Raw genomic sequence first — 20,636 nt, 5'->3', positions numbered from 1 at the left:
GCCGGCCCCGGGTAATTACTCGTTTGCCTAGTTAATATGGGTAGCCTAACCTAAGGCTCGATCGCATGGAAGGCTTACCCGTGACACTTGCGTTGCCGATTGATCCGCATGCCGATGATTCTCGGCGTGCTTGGCTGCCGTGCCCCAGCTGCGACTGGGGCCGCAACAAGTGTGCGGAGTGCCGCAGCAGCCGCAATTGCGGTTCACATTGGCAGTACCTGTTGAGCAATCACGCGACGCGGGTCAACCTCCAATGCCCGGGTTGTGCCACCTTGTGGTCCATCGACACCCGTAATCGCTGATCTTGAAACCGCCACGTATTCCTCGACATGACAGGGTTTACGTGCGCCGCACCAGGCTCAGGGGTGGCCGAACGCGTCGTCGGGCAGCGGGCGCCGACAGACCGCGCGCGCCTCGTCGGCGCTGAGTCCGAAGAGCTGCAGCACGTTTTCAGTCACCAGATCAGCCGCGCGCGCGTCGTCGCGATCCGGGTCGTCGCGCAGCAGTTGCCCGAGACCCAGCAGCGCGCCGCCGGCCATGGCGAGGGCAAGCGCGGGGTCGTCGAGGTGAAACCTGCCGGCGTGGACGCCCGCCTTGATGTCGCGCAGTGCGCGAGGGGCGAGGCCGCGCTCCGACGACAACAGCGCCGGACCGTGTGCGAGCAGGATCTCACTCTCCTGGGGGCGCTGACGGAATAGCCGACCGGTCAGCCGAAAGCTGGTGGCGAACGTCTCGGCCGGGTCGTCGATCGACTCGGTGAGCCGGTCCAGCATCGCCCCGTGTGCGTCAAGCACGTCGGCGACCGCGGCCTCGAACAACTCCTCCTTGCTGTCGAAGTGGTTATAGAACGAGCCCATCCCGACATCGGCAGCCCGGGTGATCTCCAACACCGGCACGTTGAGTTTGCCTTCGGCGATGAGCCGCTGGGCGGCCCTGATCAGCGCCGCCCTGGTGCGTTGCTTGCGCCGCTCCAAGCGGCTTGGCACGCCGGAATCGTCGGGCATCGTGCTCATGAGAGCAGTATGGATGACTTTTGATGATTTCGTCAGCATCCTTGACTGGGCGTGACCCCGTATGTGACGATTTCGTCAGTTACTTGGGAGACGGTCATGACTCAAACCAGAAACGGGCACCGCGACGGGCACAGCGAGCAGGGGGCGCTGCCCGGCGACCACCCCGACCGGTCGCGCAATCCGGTGATCAAGGTCGTCGACATCGCCTGGCTGGAGTTCGAAAAGCCGGACCTGGTGCGCACCGAGGCGTTCGCGCGGGCATTCGGCTTTCACACCGAGGAGCACGGCCGCGATGGTCTCCACTTGCGCGGCACCGCGGCGGGCCGACCGTGTGTGCTCGTGCGCCGTGGGCCCCGGACTCGATTTGCGGGTGCGGCGTTTCGGGCCGGCGGCGAGGCCGACGTGCTGCGACTGGCCGACAATTTCGGCACCCGCGCACGGCGGCTCCCGGAAACCATCGGCGGCCTGGCGGTCGACCTGATCGACCCCAGCGGCATGCCGGTGCGCGTGGTCGCCGGTATGCACGAACTACCGGAGCTGACCGGACAGCAGCCGCACGCGTTCAACTTCGGCAACGACGTCCGGCGCACCAACGCCGCCCAGCGTCCCCCGCGGGTTCCGGCGCGAGTACGCCGCCTCGGCCATCTGGTCGTGCAGTCGACCACCTATCTCACAACGCTGAACTGGTATCTGGACAACCTGGGGATGATCGTCAGCGACTTCCTGTTCTTCCCGGGCCAGCGTGACCGTGGCCCGACCATGAGTTTCGTTCGCTGCGACCGGGGTTCGACACCGGCCGATCACCACACGCTGGCCCTTGCCCTGGGCCCGGCCAACCGTTACATGCATTCGGCGTTTGAGGTCAGCGACCTCGATGCCCTGGCCGCAGGCGGCGAATACCTCAGGGAACACGGCTATGTGCGCTCCTGGGGAATCGGCAGGCACATCCAGGGCAGCCAGATCTTTGACTACTGGCGCGATCCCGACGGCTTCCTGGTCGAGCACTTCACCGACGGCGACCTGTTCGACAACTCCGCTGAACCCGGCTGGGCGCCCTTCACGGCATCCGGCTTGGCCCAGTGGGGACCTCCAGCAACCAGAGACTTCCTCGGAACCGACCTCAAATCAGCTCGCCACGAACTGATTTCGATGATCAGCGCGCTGCGCGACCGCAACGAGTTCGATAGCCGCCGCCTCCTCGGCCGACTGAAAGTAGCTGTCTCATGACCATTTCCGTGTTGCACACTGCTGATGCATGGTGGGTCAGGACCCCAGCCGGCGCCGCCAAGATTGACACGACCGCGACCACGACCGGTGCACTGCTGTCCGACCGGGCCGCGATCGACGCCGCCACCGCCGCGGTCGAGACCGTCGCGGTGGACACTCTGGAGCTGTTGTCACCGGTGACCAGGCCGTGCCGGGTAGTGGCGCAGATGACCAACTTCACGTCGCACGTCAAAGACGCCGGAATGGACCCGGCGTCGGTTCCGCTGACGTTCTTCCGCAAGGCCTCGGCGTCGATCACCGGCCCATTCGACGACATCGTCAAGCCCAATCACGTCACATTGCTCGACTACGAGGTGGAGATCGGGCTGGTGATCGGGCGCGCAATCCCAGTCGGGGCAACCATTTCCGAGGATAACCTGAGCGAGTTTATTGCCGGACTGGTCGTCACCAACGACGTGTCCGCTCGCGACATCCAGCTGCCGCAGACCCAGTTCTACGAGGCGAAGTCCTACCCCACCTTCACCCCCGTCGGGCCGGATCTGGTGCTGCTGACGCCCGACGAACTCAAGCGGTTCGGCGATCTACGGCTACGACTGAGCGTGAGCGGTGCCGAGCGGCAGAACGCGCTCGTCGAGGGCGACATGCTGTATCGGCCGCTGCAGGCGCTGCAGTCGCTCACCCGCTTTCAAGAACTCGCCCCGGGCGATCTGATTCTGACCGGCACGCCGGTCGGCACTGCGCTCAGCGCCCCGCCGAAACCGTTGGCCATCGCGGGCAACCTCTTGCCGCCCGCGCTCAAGTGGAAGCTGTTCTTCTCGGGCCAGGCCCGCAACCCGCGTTACCTGCGACACGGTGACATCGTGGAGGCGTCGGTGGCCACCGATGACGGAGTGATCGATCTCGGAACCCAGCGCACCGCAATCAGATTCGCGTGAGTGGTCGTGCCGTTGGGCGGGTCGTCATCGTCGGCGCCGGACCGACCGGTGTCACTGCCGCCACCCTGCTCGCCCAATACGGCGTGGACTGTGTCTTACTCGACCGCTGGACCGGCGTGTATCCGCAGCCACGCGCGGTGCACCTGGACGACGAGATCTACCGCGTCATCGCCCGTCTCGGCATCGCCGACGAGTTCGCCGTGATTTCGCGGCCCACGTTGGGTTTGCGGCTGCTCGATCGGCGGTCGCGGGTGCTTGCCGAATTCACCCGCGACACCTCGCGCAGCGACAACGGCTTCCCGCAGGCCAACATGTTCGATCAACCGGAGCTGGAGACGCTGCTGCGTGCCAATCTCTCGCGCTACCCGAACGTCCAATTGCGCGGTAACGCCGAGGTGATCGCGGTCGCCGACCGTGAAGGCCGGGTGCGGGTCACGTATACCGACCGCGGAGGCGGCCAGCTGCACGAGGTCGACGCCGATTACGTGCTGGGCTGCGACGGCGCCAACAGCACCGTACGCGCCCAGATCGGCTCTTCGATGCGGGATTTGAACTTTGAGCAGCGCTGGCTTGTCGCTGACGTGTCCAGCGAGGCCGACCTGCGTCAGTGGGACGGCGTGCATCAAGTATGCGACCCGGAGCGCGCGGGCACCTATATGCGGATCGGACCGACCCGCTACCGCTGGGAGTTTCAACTGCTGGCCGGCGAAAGTGCCGACCAATTCGCGTCGTTGACCGCCCTGCGTTCACTGATCTCGCCGTGGACCACACAGGTACCGGACAGCGAACTGACTGTGCAGCGCGTGACCGAGTACACATTTCGCGCACAGATCGCCGACCGGTGGCGTCGGGGGAACACGTTTCTTCTGGGCGACGCGGCCCACCTCACTCCCCCATTCGTCGGTCAAGGCATGGGGGCAGGCATCCGCGATGCGATGAACCTCGCCTGGAAAATCGCCGCCGTCTGCCACGGCACCCTTGCCGCCGACATCCTGGAAAGCTATGAGCAGGAACGGAAACCGCACACCCTTCTCATGATCCGGCTGGCATTGAACGTCGGCCGGGCCATGACCCAGGGAGGCCGGCCCGGTGACCTGATCCGCCGCCTGGTGCTGCCCCGGCTGCGGCTGATTCCCGGCGTGCGCGACAAGGTCGTCGATTCCGCGACACCGCCACTGAATGCGTCGGCGCTGGTGTCCAAATCCCTTCGGTCACATCGCCTCCCGGGCACGCTGTGCCCGAATCCCTTGCTTCCAGACGGCCAACGGCTCGATGACGCCCTCGGCGGCGGCTTCGCCCTGATCGCTCTGCACCGCCCGCCGCCCACCGACGACATGACACTGCGGCACCTCGGCGCCGTCGTGTTGGTCGCTCACCCAGGCAGCCCGCTGGCGAGATGGCTGCGCCGGGGCGCCGCTACGGCCGTCTTGGTGCGTCCGGACCGAACGGTGATGTGCGCCGGACGCGACGTTGCGACATTGTGCGCGCGGGCCGCTCAGCTCCTACGCCGGCCGGGCGACGATGAGCGGCATCCGCACGGAGTGCAGGACGCTGTTGCTGACCGAGCCCAGCATCGCGCTCAAGCCGCCGCGACCGTGACTGCCCACGACGACAAGCTGCGCCTTCTCTGACTGCTCCACGAGCTGCCGTGCGGGTCGATCGCGCACGATCAGTCGGTGCACCTTGACGTCGGGATAGCGTTCCTGCCAGCCTGCCAGGCTCTCGGCCAGACTGCGCTCGGCTTCGGCCTCTACCCCAGACCAGTCCAGTCCCGAAATATCCATCACCGCGACGTCACTCCATGCGTGCAGGGCCAACAGATCGACGCCACGACGGGAAGCCTCGTCGAACGCGATGGCCGTCGCGAGCTCAGAAGCCGGCGATCCGTCGATCCCCACCAGGACGGGGGCGTGCTGCGGATCCGGCATCAACGGATCCTCGTCGCGAATGACCGCGACGGGACAATTGGCATGGTGCACCACGCTCGAGCTAACCGAACCCAGCAGACCTCGGGCCAGCATTCCGTGTCCAGAGCTGCCGACCACGATCAACTCCGCCTCGTCGGACATTTTGACCAACGCAAGCGCCGGGGTCGAATAGATGAGTTTGGTGGTGACGGCGGCTTTCGCGTCAACCGGCATCGACTCGTCGGCGATCTTGACTGCGTGCGCGACGATCTTGCGACCTTCGTCCTCCAGCCCCACCAGCAAGGAATCCGGGTATGGAACCGGCGGCCAGGTCGCCATGGGGGTGACCACCGCGTGAACAATGGTCAGCGGGATGCTTCGCATTGCCGCGTCGCGTGCTGCCCAACAGATTGCCGCATCCGAGGCCGGCGAGCCGTCGGCCGCGACGACAATTCCGAGATGCTTTCCCGTTACGGACATTTCGTTCTCCCTTCGTCAGGAGCAACGCTACAAGCCGGCGATGGCGTCGGTCGTGAGGCTTTAGTCCCCAAGCGTCGGGACTTCAGTGCCTTCGAGATCTACCTGTCGCGGTCGTTCCTGAGGGTCTTGATGGCGCTCAACACCCCCGCGATGTCGTCGTCGGTGAGCCTGTCGCCGTCGAAGACATGATTGAGCAGGACTTTGAGATCGAGCATCTGCTGCAGGTAAGTCAGGCACGGAGGGCATTCCTCGAGATGCTTTGCCACGATGGCTCCCCACTGCTGTGGGTCGGAGTCGACAAGGTCGTCGACGAGTCGAACAAAATCGACGCAATCGATCGCCGGAACGGTGTTGTCGTAAATAGTCATCGTTGGTAGACCTTCTCCAGTTCGTTACGCAGGTTCCCCCGGGCGCGGTAAAGCAGGGCGCGCTGCGCCTCGGCGGACAGTTCCAGGATCGACGCCGCCTCTTCCCCCGAGGCGCCGACGAGGTCGCGAAGGATCACCAGCTGACGTTGCCGCGCCGGCAACGCATCCAACGCCGCGCGCAGATACCCGACGAGTTCGGCTGCGACGGTTCGGTCTTCGGGGAGAAATCGCCGCGACGGCGGGACGCTCCAGTGCCCGGCGTCAGGGTGTCCGGCCGGGTGCATGCGACCCGAGAGCGGCTCGATGGCATCGTCACCGGCGGCCAGCACTTCATGCTCGCGGATGCGCGACTCACGCCGTCGGTGGCGCGAGGCGGTGTTCTTGACGATGGCGAACAGCCAGGTAGCCACTGATGACCGTCCTTCAAACGAATTCGACGACTGCAAAACCTGCACCCATGCCTCTTGCACCGCCTCTTCGGCCAATGCCGGTGAATTCACCATGGTGCGAGCGAAATTGAGCATCGGCCGATGAAAATCACGCACCAAGCTACTCAGCGCAATGCCGCCTACCGATTGCTCGGCCGCAGGTTCAGGACCTTCGGGTGACGACGTGCCGGACGTCTCCGAAGTCACCGTCGGCCCAGGCCGACGCTCACTGGCATCGACTGAGTTCCCAACGCAATTGAGCCTCTGACGGCGATTGAACCGGAATGAACGCGGCTTCGCGATAACGCCGGCTAGCCGGCGTCCGGCTCGCGTACCCCTTGCCGCCCGCCGTCCTAATCTCCAATGCGGCACTGGCACTCGCGATCTCAGCCGATGCGAGCCGAAGCGTCAGCAACTCCTTCTTACTGGGCGGCTGTCGCCCGCCCACCGCCGCCGCCGCGCTCGCCAACGCCTCCTGCGCTGCCGCGAGCCCAGCTGCGACTTCCTCGACCTCGTCGGTGAACACCGCGTTCACCCCGGCCAGTCCGAGCCGGCTTTGAGCAAGGGTGGTTGTCGTCAGCCCGAGGCACATCGCCGACTGCAGGACGAGAAAGGTGGGACGTACCGTGTTCAGGAACGGCAGGAAGTCGGTGGACAACACCTGCTCGGATGCGACAAACGCTTCGTGCAGTTTGAGATACGACGACGCCGTGCTACCCATTGCCAGCAGCGCGAAGTGGTCGCCGAGCACGACACCGGAGGTGTTCAACGGCAGCGCCACGATCAGCTTCTCGCCGTCCTCGGTTCGGGCCGCGGTGATCATCAACGAGTCGTCGTACAAGTTGCTGGCCCACCTGATCGCGCCGCTGAGCCGGTAGCCGCCGTCGACCGGCGTGGCCGTCAGGTCGAGGCTGCCGCACCCGGCTGCGTCCTTGAAGGCCGACGCCATACCGGTAACTCCGGGGGTCGTTCCGTCAAGTAGCCGCTCGGCCGCCTCCGTACCGAATGGTGTTGCGGCCGTGAGCAAGTACTCGATCGCCATCCGGTGGGCCCACAGTGAAAACCCGGTGCTCATGCATTCCGCGGAGATCTTGGCTATCACGTCGGCCATCCGCGGAAGCTGTCCATCGGCGTTGCCCGGCGCACCGAGCCCGAGCAGGCCTGCCGCCCCGAGCGCGGCGAAGCTGCGCCGGGACGTGTCTTCGTCCCGGTCCAGCGCGTCGGCATGGGCACGAATGTCGGGCAGTAATTCCGTATCGAGCAGGCCGATTCCGGCATCGATGGCCGCGGTCACGGTCTGTCCTCCTGTTCTGCGTGCTGCCATGCGTAGTCGAGAAACTTGCCATCGAACGTGACGACCACTCGATCGCCCTGCGGGTCCGGACGGCGCTGCACGCTGAGCCGGAAGTTGATGGCGCTCATGATCCCGTCGCCGAATTCCTCATTGATGAGCTCCTTGATCGCCGGCCCGTATACCGACAGCGCCTCGTGGAACCGGTAGATCGTCGGATCGGATGCCACGGCCTGACCACTGCCCCGATACGGCGTCAGCTGCAAGACGGTGACGGCTTCGCTGTCGAGTTCAAGCAGTTCGGCGACGATCCTGGCTTCGTCGGCCGACAGCGGATGCTGCCCGAGCAGCGCGGCAACCGTCCACGCCCGATCCTTGCCGATCGACTCCGCGATGTGCGCCCAGCTCAAACCGTGTTTGAGCCGGGCCAGCTTGATAGCCTCCGCCAATTCTGACTTGGTCAATGTCCTTGCCACCGTGGGCTTCCCGTCCTTAGTCCCTAGCCGATGGCCAGGGTCGAGTCGACGCTTACCGGGTTGCGGAAGGTGTTCACGACCGGTGACCAGGCGATGGCGTTGTCGTGAATCTCCTTCAGCGTCGCCTCATCAGCGTCGCCGGCCAGCGTCACCTTGCAACGCACCGCGCTCAACCCGAGCAGCTTGCCCTCCGGGGTGTCGCCCACCCCCCACACCGCCGAGATGTCGATGTCACCTTCCATCTCGACCTCGATCTTGGTCAAGGTGACGCCACGGTGTGTCGCGTTCGCCAGCAGGCCCACCGAGACGCACGATCCCAGCGCCGCCAACGCCGTCTCCGAAGGGTTGGGCGCCGAGTCGTCACCGAGCAGCGCCGGCGGCTCACCCACCAGCATCGGGGCGAGATCCCGAACATAGGTCATGTTGCGGAACCCGGTCTCGCACACTGTCTTGGCTTTGAGAGTCTTCTTGCCGGTTTCCGGGTTGGCCTTGGCGTTACAGGACAGCCGGTCGAGGCCTTCAGCATCAATGACGAGCACGTCGCTCATGGACTTCCTCCTTAGTGAGTGATCTTCATGCGGTTAGTGCTCTGCGGGTGCCGAAACGTGACGGCGGCCCGACGGATTGATCGGCGTCTCAACAGCATCGCTTGCTACGGCCCGCCGGGGTTGCGACACGGAGAGTCGGCAGAGGAAGCGTTGCTCAACTGAACAGGCTTTGGCCGATGAAGTGGCCTTCCTGGGGTCCCGGCGGGATCGCGAAGATAGCTGAGCCGATGTGGCGGATGTACTCGTTGAGCAGATCGTGGGCGCCGAGCCGGTTCTGCAGACGAATAAAATCGTTCGGATCTTTTTGATACGAGATGAACAACAGGCCGGCGTTGAGTTGGCCGTTGGCATCGAGGCCGTCGGTGTAGTTGTAGGAGCGCCGGCGGATCATGATGCCATCGTTGTTCTCCCTGGCCGCCAAGCCGACGTGGGACAGCGGATCGATGAGCGGATTGCCGTCGGCGTCTTTGGCGGAGAAATTCGGCGTATCGAATTCGGCCTTGCCGCTCAGCGGCGCTCCTTCGGTTTTGGTACGGCCAAAGATCTTCTGCTGATTGCCGATCCGATCGACGTCCCAGGTCTCCAGCAGCATCCGGATCTTGCGGACGACTTGATAGGTGCCCCCGTTCATCCAAGCCTGGTCGCTGTTGTCGACCCAGACGAAACGGGCGTACTCCGCGTCGCTGGCGATGTTGCGGGTACCGTCCTTGAATCCCAACAGGTTTCGCGGCGTGAGCTGACCGGGTCCGGCCGACGCACGCCCGAAGCCCAGCACCGCCCAGAACGGGAAGACGATATTGCGGCCGAGGCGGGCCAGGTTCCGCACGGCGTGATAGCAGACCTGGGGGTCGTCGGCGCAAGCCTGCACCGACAAGTCCCCGCCGTGCAGCCGCGGATCGAGGTTGTCCCCGTCCAGCGGCGGCAGTTCGGTGAACACCGCCGGCCGCCGCGCGGCCAGCCCGAAACGGTCGCCGAACAGTGAGGGCCCCAAGCCGATCGTGACGGTGAGGCTGGCTGGGCTCAGCCCGTAGGCCTCGCCGGTATCGGTGGGCGGCTGAACATCGACCTGGGGTTGCACCGTCCCGACGGGCTTTCCTTGCTGCAGCACCGCGCCCGCGGCCGACCAGCGTGCCAGCAGGGCCTGTAGATCGGCCCGGCCGGCCCCGGCGGCCAGGGAGAAGGACATGAACACCGCGTAACGCTGTGGGAGCGTGGCGATTCCGCCTTGATGGCCCTGTCCGTAGAACGGGTAGCTACGGCGCAGGTCGACGGTGTCGTCTCCCCCACCAGCCGAGCCGCCGCTGGCGGTCGCGGCCGCATAGCCGGCGAACCCGCCGCCTGCGGCACCGACGGCGGTGCCGGCCAGCCCGGCCAGCATGCTCCCACCGAGCATGCGGCGACGCGAGACGGCGGTGGTATCCGTCTGTGCCGCTGCGTCAGCGTCGTCTGTCATGGTCAGTTGGCTGTGACGACTTTTTGGGCGACTGTGGACAGGCTCTGATGCAGCGGCTGGATGACTGCGGTCAGTTTCGTTGCGTCGCTCGCCTGCAGCGCTGGTGTGTAGGTCCGGTAGCCGCCCAGCGCCGACGGGTCGCGGTAGCCGTCCAGCACACCGAGGACCGCCTGGAACTGCTGATCGATCTGCGTGACGAGATTGTCGTCGATCTTCTGCAGACCCGGCCGCAGTGAGGCGTAGGCCTGCTGGGCGCCTTCCACGTTGCCCGAAAAGTCGACCAGGTCAATGTGACTGAAGGCCTCCTCTTCGCCGGTGATCTTGGTGTTCTGCACCTCTTCGATCAGATCGCTGGCGCCGTTGGCCAAATCTTCGGGCTTGTATTGCAGCGAGGCGACGATGTCCTTCAATTTGCCTACGTTGCCGACCAATTCGGTGCTGAGCGCCTTGGTGGCGGGGGTGATCGCGTTGCCCTGCCACAGGTCACGCTCGACGGCGTGGAAACCCTTCCACCCCACTTTGGCATCGACCGGGGTGGACGCGCGCATGTCGATCAGGTAGTCGAGGCTGCCGGCGTTGTCCCCGGCGGCGAAGCCCGGCAGCACGAAGCCCTCCACGGTGGACTCCGACCGCTCCCAGAACAGTCGCGCTTTGGCATACGCGGCCTTGGCGGCGTCGACGTTGCCCGCCTGCACGGCCACATCGAGGGCTTTGACGCCGTCGTTGAGCTGGCCGATCTGGTTGACGATGTACACCGCGTAATCCTTGGTGCCCTGGCTCAAGATGCTCGCCACCGTGCCCGTCGGTGCGGACGGTGCGCTGCCCGTCACCGTCAGGGTTTGGTATTCGGTGCTCGCGCCCGGGCAGTACAACTGATACAAGCCGCCGTCCAACGTGACGGTGAACGACACCGGATCCAGCCCGGGTGCGAGATTCTCCTTCTCACCGACAATGCGCTGATCCCTGAGCAACTCCATTTCGGTGATTCCCGGTGCGCTGGTGTTGGCCACCGTGAAGGTCACCGGACCGGCCGGCACGCTGGTCGTGTTCAGCGCGCAACCGTCTTTTCCGCCGTTGTTGGCCATCGTCACCTTGACCGCGTTCGGCCCGCCGGCTTGCCCGGATCCCGCGGGGCTCGATTGGCTGTTCGAGTGGCTGCACGCGGCCAGCGGCAAGACTGACGTCGTAGCCAAAACCGTTGCAGTCAAGACGAATTCACGAGACCGGCACGCTGCCCGGGCGGTGCGACTCACCATCAATCGACTTCCTCTCCTCAACTTGGCTGCGGTCACTGCGCACCGAGGCTATCGCCGACAGCGCACACCAGCGCGAGACCGGCAATAGCCAACGGCGCCCAGACTCGCCACAACCGCCCCTCGGCGTGGTCGCGGTCGTTCGCGACGATCTCGGCCGTCGTCGAGTGGTCTTCGGCACTGGACGTGGACCAGTCCGTCGGTAACCCGCCAAGACTCACGGTCTTGGCCCCGGTCAGCCCACCGCCGGTCAGTATCGCCGTGCGGTTGCTCGTCGCTTGCGCCGATATCACGGAATCACCTTGTGCGAGCACGGTATACACGGTGGTCGTAACCCATTGCCCCAGAAAGGGCCCCGGCGTGCGGCCAATCGCGAGACCGACCGGCAGCCGGCCCCCCGTCATGCTCAGCAACTGGTCCAGCGTGACTGCCGGCGCACCATCGGCCCCGGCAGCCTCTGAAGCCTGCCATGCCTGTACCGGTAAGCCATCCACCGTTTGGTCGCCTGCCGGGATAAGCGTGATGCTGCTGACGGTCGAGCTGCCCTCCGGGGCTACCGTCAGCTCGCGTCCGTGCGGCCCAGTCATCATCGCCACCTTGGCCGTGTGACCCGAGCGGTCGGTGACGGTGCGCGCGGCGCGCGGCGAGCTGCCGGCGGGCGTCGTGATCGCCAGTATCGCCGCGACGATGAGCAGCAGTGCCGAGGTGGCGGCCAGTAGGCGGCTCCGGGTTCGCGGTGTCGCGGCACGCCGGGCCGGCCACAGGAAGACGACGAGCACGGGCACCGCGTAGAGCAGCCAGCCCATTACTTCGACCAGGCGTGGGTCGGCGGGGATACCGAACACCCCGGTGACCAGCGCGCCCAGCACGGACTGGCTGGGTATCCAGGCAGACAGGTCCAGGGCCTGTTGCTGGCCGACGGTGACCCAGCCGGCCTCGTGCGCGGTGCGCAGTCCGCCGAGTACCAACCCCGCGGCGATCAGCACCAAGAACACACCCGTGATGCGGAAGAAGCGGCCGAGGTTGAGTTTCAGGCCGCCGTAGTAGAGGCCGGCACCCAGCGCTATCGACAACGCGATTCCCGTCGCGCCGCCGAGCACGGCCATCCAACGGTTGCCGTGGGACGTCTCCGCGGCGGCCAGCAGGAACACCGAGGTCTCGAAGCCCTCCTTGAGCACCGCAAGGAAGGCCATCACCACGAGTGCCAGCGCGCCGCCGCGGTTGAGCGCCTGCTGGGCTTCATGTTCGAGTTCGCCCTTGAGTCGCGCGGCGTTGCGATTCATCCAGATGATCATCGACGTCACGAACACCACGGCGACGGCGTTGATGACGGTTTCCATCATCTCTTGCTGAGCCTGCGGCAGGGTCGCCGAGAGCAGATCCAGGCCGACGCCCACCGCGACGCTGATCAGCACGGCCAAGGCGACGCCGGCGAACATCGGACGCATCGGTTGGCCGTTTCGCTTGAGGAAGGCGCCGACGATGCTGACGATGAGCGTCGCCTCGAGGCCTTCCCGCAGGCCAATGAGGAACGTGCCGAGGAAGATTCCGAATACGCCCTGCATGCGTCCGATTCCTGTCCCGCGGATCGGGACCCTCGAGTTAGCCTAACCTAACTTGCCGCCGTGGTTAAGGGCGCTTGGCCGGGCCGGAAGTGCTCATCACCCCGGCTGCGTCACAAAGTCGATGAGTTCTTCGACCCGGCTGATCAGTTCTGGCTCCACATCGTTCCAGTCCCGCACGCGCGACCGGATGTGCCGCCATGCCGCGGCGATGTCGGCCTGGCTCGCATGTGGCAAGCCGAGCGCCTGACACACACCGCGCTTCCACTCGATGTGGCGCGGCACTGCCGGCCAGGCTTTCAGGCCGAGCCGCTGCGGCTTGACCGCCTGCCAGATGTCGACGTAGGGATGACCGACCACCAGGGTGTCGGGACCGCCCGGCCCGTTGCGCACGGCCTCGGCGATCCGCGTCTCCTTCGAACCCGCGACAAGGTGGTCGACCAGGACGCCGAGCCGGCGGCGCGGCCCGGGACGAAACTCCGCCACGATGCCCACCAGATCGTCGACGCCCCCGAGGTGTTCAACGACGACACCTTCGATGCGCAAGTCCTCCCCCCAGACCTGCGCGACGAGTTCGGCGTCATGACGGCCCTCAACATAGATCCGGCTCGCCCGCGCGACCCGGGCACGGGCACCCGGTACCGCGACCGAGCCCGACGCCGTCCGACTGGGGCCGGTGGGCGCCGAACGCCGCGGCGCGGTCAGGATGACCGGGCGGCCTTCCAACAGATAGCCGGGTCCCAGCGGAAAGCCGCGGGTGCGGCCGTGACGATCCTCGAGTTGCACGCGGCCGTATTCCACCCGAACCACGGCGCCGACGTAGCCGCTCTCCACGTCCTCGACGACCAGGCCCAGCTCCGCCGGATGCTCTGTCGAGCGGGGCTTGCGCCGACCCGCGGCGAGAACATCGGTTCCGTAGCGATCGTCCACTCGGCAATATTAGGAAGGCTTTTGGACAACCGGGTGACGGCGCGCCCTACGTCGACGGTTTGACTGGGCCACCGCACGCCGACAGATAGTCCGCATAGTTCCAGGTCTTCAAGAACTTCTGACCCGCTTGCAATCCGCTCTGATAGAGGGCTTCGCGTTGTTCTTCGCTGAGATCGAAGTCGATCGGGCTCACTTGGTCAGCCGGCACGAAGATAGTGCGACGAACCGTGCAGGGGTCGTCGATGTACGAATTGTCTTGATTGCTCACCAACGTCTCAATCGCCGCGAGCCCCAACGACACCGGCCCGTGCACCGGATGGGTGGGCGGTATGCCCGGTCGCGCCGACAGCCGGATCCCGAAGGTCGGCCAGCGCGGCCCGGGCCGGTCGAACAGGTCCACCGGAAAGTTGGAGAGCAATCCGCCGTCCACCCAGGTGGCGCCGCCGACTCGGACGGGCTCGAACACATAGGGAATCGCAGCCGAGGCGTGCACGGCGCGGGCGACCGGAAATGTGTCCGGGTCAATGCCGTATGAAGGCAGGTCCCACGGAATACGCACCAGTTGGCGCCGGGACAGGTCGCTGGCGGTCACGACCAGCGACCAGGCGAACTGGTCGGGCTCGTCGCCGGTGCGCAGGTCGCCGAAGGTGTGGACGCCGAACTCGGCAAGCCGTTCGGCCACCAGGTGTTCGAGATACGCGCCGCGGTATACACCGTCGGACACCAACAGTGACAGTCCCCCACCGATGAGTGGAATGTGTCCAATCAGGTTGCGGTCGAGGAACTTTCGGTAATCGATGCTGCGCATGATTTCGGCGAGCCGGCTCAGCGGTGCACCGGCATGCTGCAGTGCCGCGACCAGGGATCCGACGATCGCACCCGCGCTGGTCCCCGCGACCCGCGGGAACCGGTAGCCGGCCGCGGCCAGCGCATCCACCGCTCCGACCAGGCCGATACCCCGAACGCCACCGCCTTCGCAGACCAGATCAACCGAGTCCACAACGACCCCCTAGGTCCGCGTCAATGTACTTGCGGTCCAGCCAAAATAGCATCGTCGATCGCTTGGTCGCATCGTCACACTGCGATCCGCTTCCCGTCGACTCCGAAAAAGTGTAGGTGCCCGGGTTCGGGATGCAGACGCACCCGGCTGCCCTTCTGCGGTGGGTTACGGCCGTCGGCGCGCGCAACGACGTTCTGGGCGATCACCTTGCCCCCGTCGGCGATATGGCCGTAGAGGTAAGCATCGGCTCCGAGCTCCTCGACCACGTCGACTTCCATCTCGACGCCGAGGCCACCCAGCTCGAAATGCTCGGGACGGACTCCCACCACGACTTCACTTGCGGTACCGGTGATTTCACGCGGCAGTTGGATCGACCAATCCCCCAGCGAGACGACCGAATCGACGATGGGAAGAGTGAACAGATTCATCGCAGGCGATCCGATGAAGCCGGCCACGAAGACGTTCGCGGGATTGCGATAGAGCTCGCGCGGCGCCGCGAACTGTTGCAGCAGGCCGTCACGCAGGACCGCGACGCGGTCACCCATGGTCATCGCCTCAACCTGGTCGTGAGTGACGTAGACCGTGGTGGTCTTGAGCCGGCGCTGCAGGGCGGCGATCTGGTTGCGGGTCTGCACCCGCAACTTGGCATCGAGATTGGACAGTGGTTCGTCCATCAGGAACACCTGTGGGCGGCGCACGATCGCACGTCCCATCGCCACCCGTTGACGTTGACCACCGGACAGGTCTTTGGGTTTGCGATCCAGATACGGTTGCAGGTCAAGCAGTTTCGCCGCGTCCAGAACCCGCTCGCGAATCTCGGCCTTCGGGGTCTTCGCGATCTTCAGCGCGAAGCCCATGTTCTGTGCCACCGTCATGTGCGGGTACAGGGCGTAGTTCTGGAAGACCATCGCCACATCGCGATCTTTGGGATCGACGTGGGTGACGTCGCGGTCGCCGATCCGCACGCATCCGGCGTCCACCGTCTCCAGTCCGGCCACCATGCGCAGCGACGTCGTCTTGCCGCATCCCGATGGCCCTACCAGCACGACAAACTCGCCGTCGTCGACGAACAGGTCAAGGCCATCCAGGGCCGGCCGGTCGGCGCCCGGATAGCAGCGTGTCGCTTGCTCGAAACTCACCGAAGCCACGCCTCACCCACTCATTCCGGTTACCGCGATGCCACGGACGAAGGACCGCTGCGCAAACGCGTAGATAACGACCAGCGGAACCATGATGAGCATCGAGGCCGCCATGATGATCGGCCAGCGCGCGACGTACTCCCCGCGCAGCCGGACCAGGCCGAGCGTCAGCGTCGCCAGGCTGTTGCGCTGAAGCATGAGCAGCGGCCACAGAAAATCGTTCCAGACGTTGACCCAGGTGAGCACGGCGAGCACCATCACGGCGGGTCGGGCATGGGGCAGCAGAATCCGCCAGTAAATCTGCCATGGCGAGCAGCCGTCTAGGATCGCGGCTTCCTCGAGATCGCCGGGCAGCGTCTGGAAGAACTGCCGCATGAGGTAGGTCCCGAACGCGCTGCCGAACAGGCCGGGCACGATCATCGCCCACGGGGTGTCGACCCAACCCGCGATCCGCATCAGGATGAACTGCGGAATCACGGTCACGGTAAGCGGCACCATCAGGGTGCCGAGGTACAAAACGAACAACGTGTCGCGACCGCGAAATTGCAAGCGCGCAAAGGCATATCCAGCCAATGAGCAGAAGAAGACCTGTCCGGCGGTGACGCAGCCTGCATACAGCACCGTGTTGAAGAACATCCGCCAGAACGGCATCAGCCTGAACACGTCGGCGTAGTTCGACCACTGCGGCTGGGCGGGAAACATTATGGGCTGGCTGATCTCGCCTTCCCGTTTCAGCGAGCCCGACACCGCCCAGGCCACCGGGAACAGCCAGAACCACGCGATGCCGACCAGTGCGGCATAGACCGGAACAGCACGAACGACGGTCCCCTTGACCACGCGCTCAGCTAAGGCCACGAGATGCCTCCCAGGAACGCTGCCGGGTGATCCGCAACTGAATCACGGTCAGCACGAGCAAGATCGCGAACATCACCCATGCCAGCGCCGAAGCGTAGCCGAACTCCAAGAACGAGAAGGCGTGCTGGAAGAGCATGATGCCCAGAACATATGTTGAGGTTTCCGGACCGCCATTGCTGCCGTTGAGGACGTAGACCACGTCGAATGCCTGGAACGCGTGGATGATCGAAATGATCACGACAAACGATATCGATCCGCGGATCAGCGGCACCGTGATGAAGGCGAACTGCCGTACCTCGCCCGCGCCGTCGATCCTGGCTGCCTCGTAAACGGTTTCGGGAACGCCTTGCATGGCGGCCATCAGGATAACGGTGGCGAACGGAACGCTTCGCCACACACTGACGATGCACAGCGAGGCCATCGCCCAGTTGGGGTCGACCAGCCAGGGGATCGGGCCGATTCCGATCCAGCCCAGCATGATGTTGAGCAGCCCATTGTCGGTGTTGAAAACGAACTGCCACACGACCGCCATCACCACCGACGAGATGGCCAGCGGCATGAAGACGATTGTCCGGAAAATCGCGATGCCCTTGACTTTCCGGTTCAATACCGCGGCAACGACGAGGCTGATCAAGATGGTCGGCACGACCGTTCCGACGGTGAAGACTACGGTGTTGCGGATAGCGATGAGGAACAACGGATCGGAGGTGAAAAGCTGTTCGAAGTTCTTGAGGCCCACAAACTTTGGCGGATTGAATACATCCCAGCGCTGAAAGCTCATGTACAGCGAGAAGCCGAGCGGAAAGACCATGAACACCGCGACCGCGAGCAGGTTCGGTGCGACGAAGAGGCGACCGGCCCGGGCGCGCCGGCGCGAGGGACGCGTCCGCCGTGCTGGTGGTGTTGCGCCGGCCGGCGTGGACTGTGCGGAGGTGTCGATCGACGTCATGGACTGCCCAACACCTCGTCGACGGCTCGCGATAGCCCGGTCAGTGATGTAGCCGGGCGGGCTCCTCGCAATACGGGTCCCATGTCGCGGTCCATCAGGGCCACGACCTTCTCCCATGCCGGGGTGACGGGTAGGCCCTCGGAATAGGACGGCCCTTCGGTCAGAACCGGGAGATTGCGAATCCTGCGGTGGGCCTTGGCGAATCCCTCCGAGTGCAACACCGACCGCAACACCGGGACGAACAGACACGATTCAGCGATGATCGCCTGCCCGACCGGGCCCGCGGCGAACTTGACGAATTCCCATGCCTGATCCTTGCGTTGGCTGCTCGCCGCGATGGCCAGTCCGGTGGTGCCGATGTTGGAGCACGCGCTGCGTCCGTGGGGCAGCGACGGTCCTACCGGTAACGGGGCCACGTCGAAATCCAAGCCCTCGGCGGCCATGAAGGTCTGGTATCGCCAGTGGCCGCCGAGCGCCATCGCCGCCTTGCCCGATGCGAACAGGTCAGGTGTGGACATCGACTGCACCTCGGACGCATTGGGGGCGACGTTGTGCTCGTTGGACAGATCGGCGTAGAACTGCACGGCCTCCATGAATGCGGGATTGTCGAAATTCAGGTGACTGGGGTTCTTCTGCGGGCTGGACCACGGCACCCCGTTGTTCATGGCGAACAACCCAGCCGAGTAGTAGGAGACGAAGGTGTTGACGAAGCCCCATTGCGTGGACCGTCCCGATCCGTCCCGCTTGGTCAACGCCGTGGCCGCGTCGACGAATTCGGCGAACGTCCAGGTCTTGTCCCAGGTATGGGGCGGCTCCGGCACTCCGGCGTCTGCGAACAGCTGTCTGTTGAAGTACAAGAAATTTCCGGACCACTGCTCCGGAAAGGCAAATTGCCCGTGGTTGAACGCAAACGTGTCATACAGCGGCCCAATGCTTTCCGCCTTCAACTGCGTCGCGAAGGCTTGTTCGCGCGCCAGAAAACCGTTCAGGTCCAGCAACACTCCCCGGTCGGCCAGCTCGGCATAGCTCAGGTCCCAAGCCTGCATCACATCCGGGCACTTGCCGCCCGCACAGAACGTCGACAACTGCTGCATAATGCCCGGCCCGGACCGGACCGGACGCACCTTGATATGAGGGTGACGGCGCTGGAATTCACCGACGACCCGCATGCGAGCGGCGGCCTCGTCCGGATTGGCCGCAAAGAAGAAGGTCAACGCGTCGTCGTCGGAAGCGCAGCCGGCGCCCGATCCGACCAGCGAGGCCGCGGTGAGCACGCCGGCCCCCCGCAGCAGGCCGCGCCGCCCGAACGGCTTATCAAGCATCATGCTTCCGATCGTGACTCGTAACCGACCTCCGGCCGTTTGTGTCCTGCAGTCCTTGGTACCCGGTGAGGCTGCGGCGTTGCTGGATAGAACACGCGGGTCTCAGGCGGGAAAATACCGGATTTTGGTGATCGTGTTGCCTCGCCACGCGACGTCGGCGAACATAATGCCCCGGCCATGACCCGAGTTCAATGACACGGTGACCGTGGGGCCCGAGCCGTTCATCTTGCTCCACTGCGCGCGATACAGCTGCTCGGCGAGCTCGGCGATGTCCAGTGCGTCGTTGTCCCCCAAAGTTGTTGCGGCAGAGGGAGCCAGCGCGCGCATCGCGGTCGCTTTGTCGCCGCGCGCAAGGGCGTCGAGGAACGTCTGCACCAGCCTTTTGTGCCGCGCGCCCACTCGACGAAAACCACTCATGAAACCCGCGGTGCCCCGCAACCGCTGAATGACCAACAGATCACGCGACATCTGCAGCGCTGGCGACATTGCCCGCGATCCGGTCCGCAGGAATTGCGCCATCATCGCCGGCAGCTCCCAGTAAGCCCGCAATTCGGCAATCCGCCACTCGCCGTGAGCTTCTCGGAGGTCGTAGCGCAGGTACGCGGGAATATGCATCGTGACCGCCGGACCCATCGCCACCTCAAGCTCCAGGTCACGCAGCACGACAGTGCCGAACACGATGTCAAGATCGCGGTGAAAGGTGATGTCGCGCGGCTCGATGAAAGTGTCGTAAAAGCGGCCGATCTCCGCTGTGCCCACATGCGGCCGCGAACCCACCGGGTCTTCGATGCTGGCGTCGACGGTGAACAGCCCAACCCACGCTTCGCGATCATGCGCGGTGACCGCTTGCGGCGATCGTTCGACGGCGGCGAGCAGGCGCTCGCGGTCCAGCGGCACCACCATGACTAGCCCTCCACCAATTCGACGCCGGCGGTCCGCATCCCCGCCAGCGCTGTGACGGCCGACTCCGGTGAGATCGGAGCCGTCAGCCCGACCAGCACCCGGGTGGTCAGACCGGCCCGGACCGCGTCCTCGGCCGTCCGCCGGACACACTGCTCGGTGGCGATGCCGACCAGGTCGACCTCGTCGACTCCCCGCTGGTGCAGCCAATCGAGCAGCGAGGTTCCGTTCTCGTCGACGCCTTCGAAGCCGCTATAGCCGGCCGCGTAAGCGCCCTTACAGAAGACCGCCTCGATCGGACCGGTGTCGAGAGCGGGATGAAAATCCGCCCCTGGGCTTCCCGCGATGCAGTGGGGTGGCCAGGTCGTGGCGAAATCCGGGTGATCCGAGAAATGATCACCCGGATCGATATGGAAGTCCTTGGTCGCGACCACGTGCTGATAGCCGGGCCGGCCGGCCAGGTAGTCGCTGATGGCGCCGCCCAAGGCCGCCCCACCAGGCACCGCCAGCGAACCGCCCGCGCAGAAGTCGTTTTGTACGTCGACGATGACCAACGCACGCATACGCCCACCCTAGCGCCGGCGACCAGTGCCAGCTGGG

The 20,636-nt window shown here is 65.1% G+C and carries 20 protein-coding genes and 1 pseudogene; 3 read left to right on the top strand and 18 right to left on the bottom strand.

The window, feature by feature from the left end; all coding sequences use genetic code 11:
* Positions 1-359 precede the first annotated feature (359 nt).
* Positions 360-1,004, bottom strand: a complete 645-nt coding sequence (locus MNAB215_RS22760) for a TetR/AcrR family transcriptional regulator (protein ID WP_108637807.1) — start codon at positions 1,002-1,004, stop codon at positions 360-362.
* Between the two features lie 105 nt (positions 1,005-1,109).
* On the opposite strand from MNAB215_RS22760, the gene MNAB215_RS22755 reads away from it, so the two are divergent.
* The 3 genes and pseudogenes from MNAB215_RS22755 to mhpA form a co-directional block, all read left to right on the top strand.
* Positions 1,110-2,240, top strand: coding sequence for a VOC family protein (locus MNAB215_RS22755; RefSeq protein ID WP_077080806.1), 1,131 nt, complete (start codon positions 1,110-1,112; stop codon positions 2,238-2,240).
* On the top strand, positions 2,237-3,175 hold the full coding sequence (locus MNAB215_RS22750) for a fumarylacetoacetate hydrolase family protein (RefSeq protein ID WP_077080805.1): 939 nt from the start codon (positions 2,237-2,239) through the stop codon (positions 3,173-3,175). Before MNAB215_RS22755 ends, MNAB215_RS22750 begins: the two co-directional genes overlap by 4 nt.
* Positions 3,172-4,689, top strand: a pseudogene (gene mhpA, locus MNAB215_RS30345) (bifunctional 3-(3-hydroxy-phenyl)propionate/3-hydroxycinnamic acid hydroxylase MhpA); the annotation flags it as partial. The gene MNAB215_RS22750 and the pseudogene mhpA, both read left to right, overlap by 4 nt.
* On the opposite strand, the gene MNAB215_RS22740 reads toward mhpA, so the two are convergent.
* From MNAB215_RS22740 to pncA, 17 genes are all read right to left on the bottom strand, one after another.
* Positions 4,678-5,562, bottom strand: a complete 885-nt coding sequence (locus tag MNAB215_RS22740; protein ID WP_077080803.1) for a universal stress protein — start codon at positions 5,560-5,562, stop codon at positions 4,678-4,680. The pseudogene mhpA and the gene MNAB215_RS22740 sit on opposite strands and share 12 nt — an antisense overlap.
* 98 nt (positions 5,563-5,660) lie before the next feature.
* Positions 5,661-5,930 carry a hypothetical protein gene (locus MNAB215_RS22735; protein ID WP_077080802.1) on the bottom strand — a complete coding sequence of 90 codons (270 nt, stop codon included), beginning with the start codon at positions 5,928-5,930 and terminating at the stop codon, positions 5,661-5,663.
* Positions 5,927-6,565 carry an RNA polymerase sigma factor gene (locus MNAB215_RS22730; RefSeq protein ID WP_077080801.1) on the bottom strand — a complete coding sequence of 213 codons (639 nt, stop codon included), beginning with the start codon at positions 6,563-6,565 and terminating at the stop codon, positions 5,927-5,929. Before MNAB215_RS22730 ends, MNAB215_RS22735 begins: the two co-directional genes overlap by 4 nt.
* Positions 6,566-6,584: 19 nt before the next feature.
* On the bottom strand, positions 6,585-7,652 hold the full coding sequence (locus MNAB215_RS22725) for an acyl-CoA dehydrogenase family protein (RefSeq protein WP_077080800.1): 1,068 nt from the start codon (positions 7,650-7,652) through the stop codon (positions 6,585-6,587).
* Positions 7,649-8,125 carry a cyanase gene (gene cynS, locus MNAB215_RS22720; RefSeq protein ID WP_077080799.1) on the bottom strand — a complete coding sequence of 159 codons (477 nt, stop codon included), beginning with the start codon at positions 8,123-8,125 and terminating at the stop codon, positions 7,649-7,651. The genes MNAB215_RS22725 and cynS overlap by 4 nt, the downstream gene beginning before the upstream one ends.
* Positions 8,126-8,148: 23 nt before the next feature.
* Positions 8,149-8,673: an OsmC family protein gene (locus MNAB215_RS22715; protein ID WP_077080798.1), complete on the bottom strand. Its 525-nt coding sequence runs from the start codon at positions 8,671-8,673 to the stop codon at positions 8,149-8,151.
* A 154-nt stretch (positions 8,674-8,827) separates the two neighbouring features.
* Positions 8,828-10,126: an iron uptake transporter deferrochelatase/peroxidase subunit gene (gene efeB / locus MNAB215_RS22710; RefSeq protein ID WP_077080797.1), complete on the bottom strand. Its 1,299-nt coding sequence runs from the start codon at positions 10,124-10,126 to the stop codon at positions 8,828-8,830.
* Between the two features lie 2 nt (positions 10,127-10,128).
* On the bottom strand, positions 10,129-11,382 hold the full coding sequence (gene efeO, locus MNAB215_RS22705; RefSeq protein WP_174604625.1) for an iron uptake system protein EfeO: 1,254 nt from the start codon (positions 11,380-11,382) through the stop codon (positions 10,129-10,131).
* A gap of 32 nt (positions 11,383-11,414) precedes the next feature.
* Positions 11,415-12,944, bottom strand: coding sequence for an iron uptake transporter permease EfeU (efeU, locus tag MNAB215_RS22700; protein ID WP_077080796.1), 1,530 nt, complete (start codon positions 12,942-12,944; stop codon positions 11,415-11,417).
* A 96-nt stretch (positions 12,945-13,040) separates the two neighbouring features.
* A complete protein-coding gene (locus tag MNAB215_RS22695; protein ID WP_077080795.1) occupies positions 13,041-13,871 on the bottom strand; it encodes a DUF3097 domain-containing protein in 831 nt (276 codons plus the stop codon).
* 46 nt (positions 13,872-13,917) lie between these two features.
* The gene (locus MNAB215_RS22690) at positions 13,918-14,871 is read right to left on the bottom strand and encodes a patatin-like phospholipase family protein (protein WP_077080794.1); all 954 of its coding nucleotides are present in this window, start codon (positions 14,869-14,871) and stop codon (positions 13,918-13,920) included.
* Between the two features lie 74 nt (positions 14,872-14,945).
* A complete protein-coding gene (locus MNAB215_RS22685; RefSeq protein WP_077080793.1) occupies positions 14,946-16,019 on the bottom strand; it encodes an ABC transporter ATP-binding protein in 1,074 nt (357 codons plus the stop codon).
* A 3-nt stretch (positions 16,020-16,022) separates the two neighbouring features.
* Complete coding sequence (locus MNAB215_RS22680; protein ID WP_077082243.1) at positions 16,023-16,865, bottom strand: carbohydrate ABC transporter permease; 843 nt, start codon at positions 16,863-16,865, stop codon at positions 16,023-16,025.
* Complete coding sequence (locus MNAB215_RS22675) at positions 16,852-17,814, bottom strand: carbohydrate ABC transporter permease (protein ID WP_077080792.1); 963 nt, start codon at positions 17,812-17,814, stop codon at positions 16,852-16,854. The genes MNAB215_RS22680 and MNAB215_RS22675 overlap by 14 nt, the downstream gene beginning before the upstream one ends.
* The gene (locus tag MNAB215_RS22670; protein WP_077082242.1) at positions 17,811-19,136 is read right to left on the bottom strand and encodes an ABC transporter substrate-binding protein; all 1,326 of its coding nucleotides are present in this window, start codon (positions 19,134-19,136) and stop codon (positions 17,811-17,813) included. Before MNAB215_RS22670 ends, MNAB215_RS22675 begins: the two co-directional genes overlap by 4 nt.
* A 102-nt stretch (positions 19,137-19,238) precedes the next feature.
* On the bottom strand, positions 19,239-20,039 hold the full coding sequence (locus tag MNAB215_RS22665) for a ketosteroid isomerase family protein (RefSeq protein ID WP_077080791.1): 801 nt from the start codon (positions 20,037-20,039) through the stop codon (positions 19,239-19,241).
* A 2-nt stretch (positions 20,040-20,041) separates the two neighbouring features.
* Positions 20,042-20,599 carry a pyrazinamidase PncA gene (gene pncA, locus MNAB215_RS22660; RefSeq protein ID WP_077080790.1) on the bottom strand — a complete coding sequence of 186 codons (558 nt, stop codon included), beginning with the start codon at positions 20,597-20,599 and terminating at the stop codon, positions 20,042-20,044.
* Positions 20,600-20,636 lie beyond the last annotated feature (37 nt).

The sequence above is a fragment of the Mycobacterium numidiamassiliense genome (assembly GCF_900157365.1).
Lineage (GTDB): Bacteria > Actinomycetota > Actinomycetes > Mycobacteriales > Mycobacteriaceae > Mycobacterium > Mycobacterium numidiamassiliense.
This window is presented reverse-complemented; position numbering and strand designations above follow the sequence as displayed.

Coding starts and splice junctions, on each gene's coding strand:
- efeO (WP_174604625.1), bottom strand. CDS start 11,382: ATGGTGAGTCGCACCGCCCGGGCAGCGTGCCGGTCTCGTGAATTCGTC.
- MNAB215_RS22665 (WP_077080791.1), bottom strand. CDS start 20,039: ATGGTGGTGCCGCTGGACCGCGAGCGCCTGCTCGCCGCCGTCGAACGA.
- MNAB215_RS22755 (WP_077080806.1), top strand. CDS start 1,110: ATGACTCAAACCAGAAACGGGCACCGCGACGGGCACAGCGAGCAGGGG.
- MNAB215_RS22675 (WP_077080792.1), bottom strand. CDS start 17,814: ATGACGTCGATCGACACCTCCGCACAGTCCACGCCGGCCGGCGCAACA.
- MNAB215_RS22670 (WP_077082242.1), bottom strand. CDS start 19,136: ATGCTTGATAAGCCGTTCGGGCGGCGCGGCCTGCTGCGGGGGGCCGGC.
- efeU (WP_077080796.1), bottom strand. CDS start 12,944: ATGCAGGGCGTATTCGGAATCTTCCTCGGCACGTTCCTCATTGGCCTG.
- MNAB215_RS22735 (WP_077080802.1), bottom strand. CDS start 5,930: ATGACTATTTACGACAACACCGTTCCGGCGATCGATTGCGTCGATTTT.
- MNAB215_RS22715 (WP_077080798.1), bottom strand. CDS start 8,673: ATGAGCGACGTGCTCGTCATTGATGCTGAAGGCCTCGACCGGCTGTCC.
- efeB (WP_077080797.1), bottom strand. CDS start 10,126: ATGACAGACGACGCTGACGCAGCGGCACAGACGGATACCACCGCCGTC.
- MNAB215_RS22760 (WP_108637807.1), bottom strand. CDS start 1,004: ATGCCCGACGATTCCGGCGTGCCAAGCCGCTTGGAGCGGCGCAAGCAA.
- MNAB215_RS22750 (WP_077080805.1), top strand. CDS start 2,237: ATGACCATTTCCGTGTTGCACACTGCTGATGCATGGTGGGTCAGGACC.
- pncA (WP_077080790.1), bottom strand. CDS start 20,599: ATGCGTGCGTTGGTCATCGTCGACGTACAAAACGACTTCTGCGCGGGC.
- MNAB215_RS22740 (WP_077080803.1), bottom strand. CDS start 5,562: ATGTCCGTAACGGGAAAGCATCTCGGAATTGTCGTCGCGGCCGACGGC.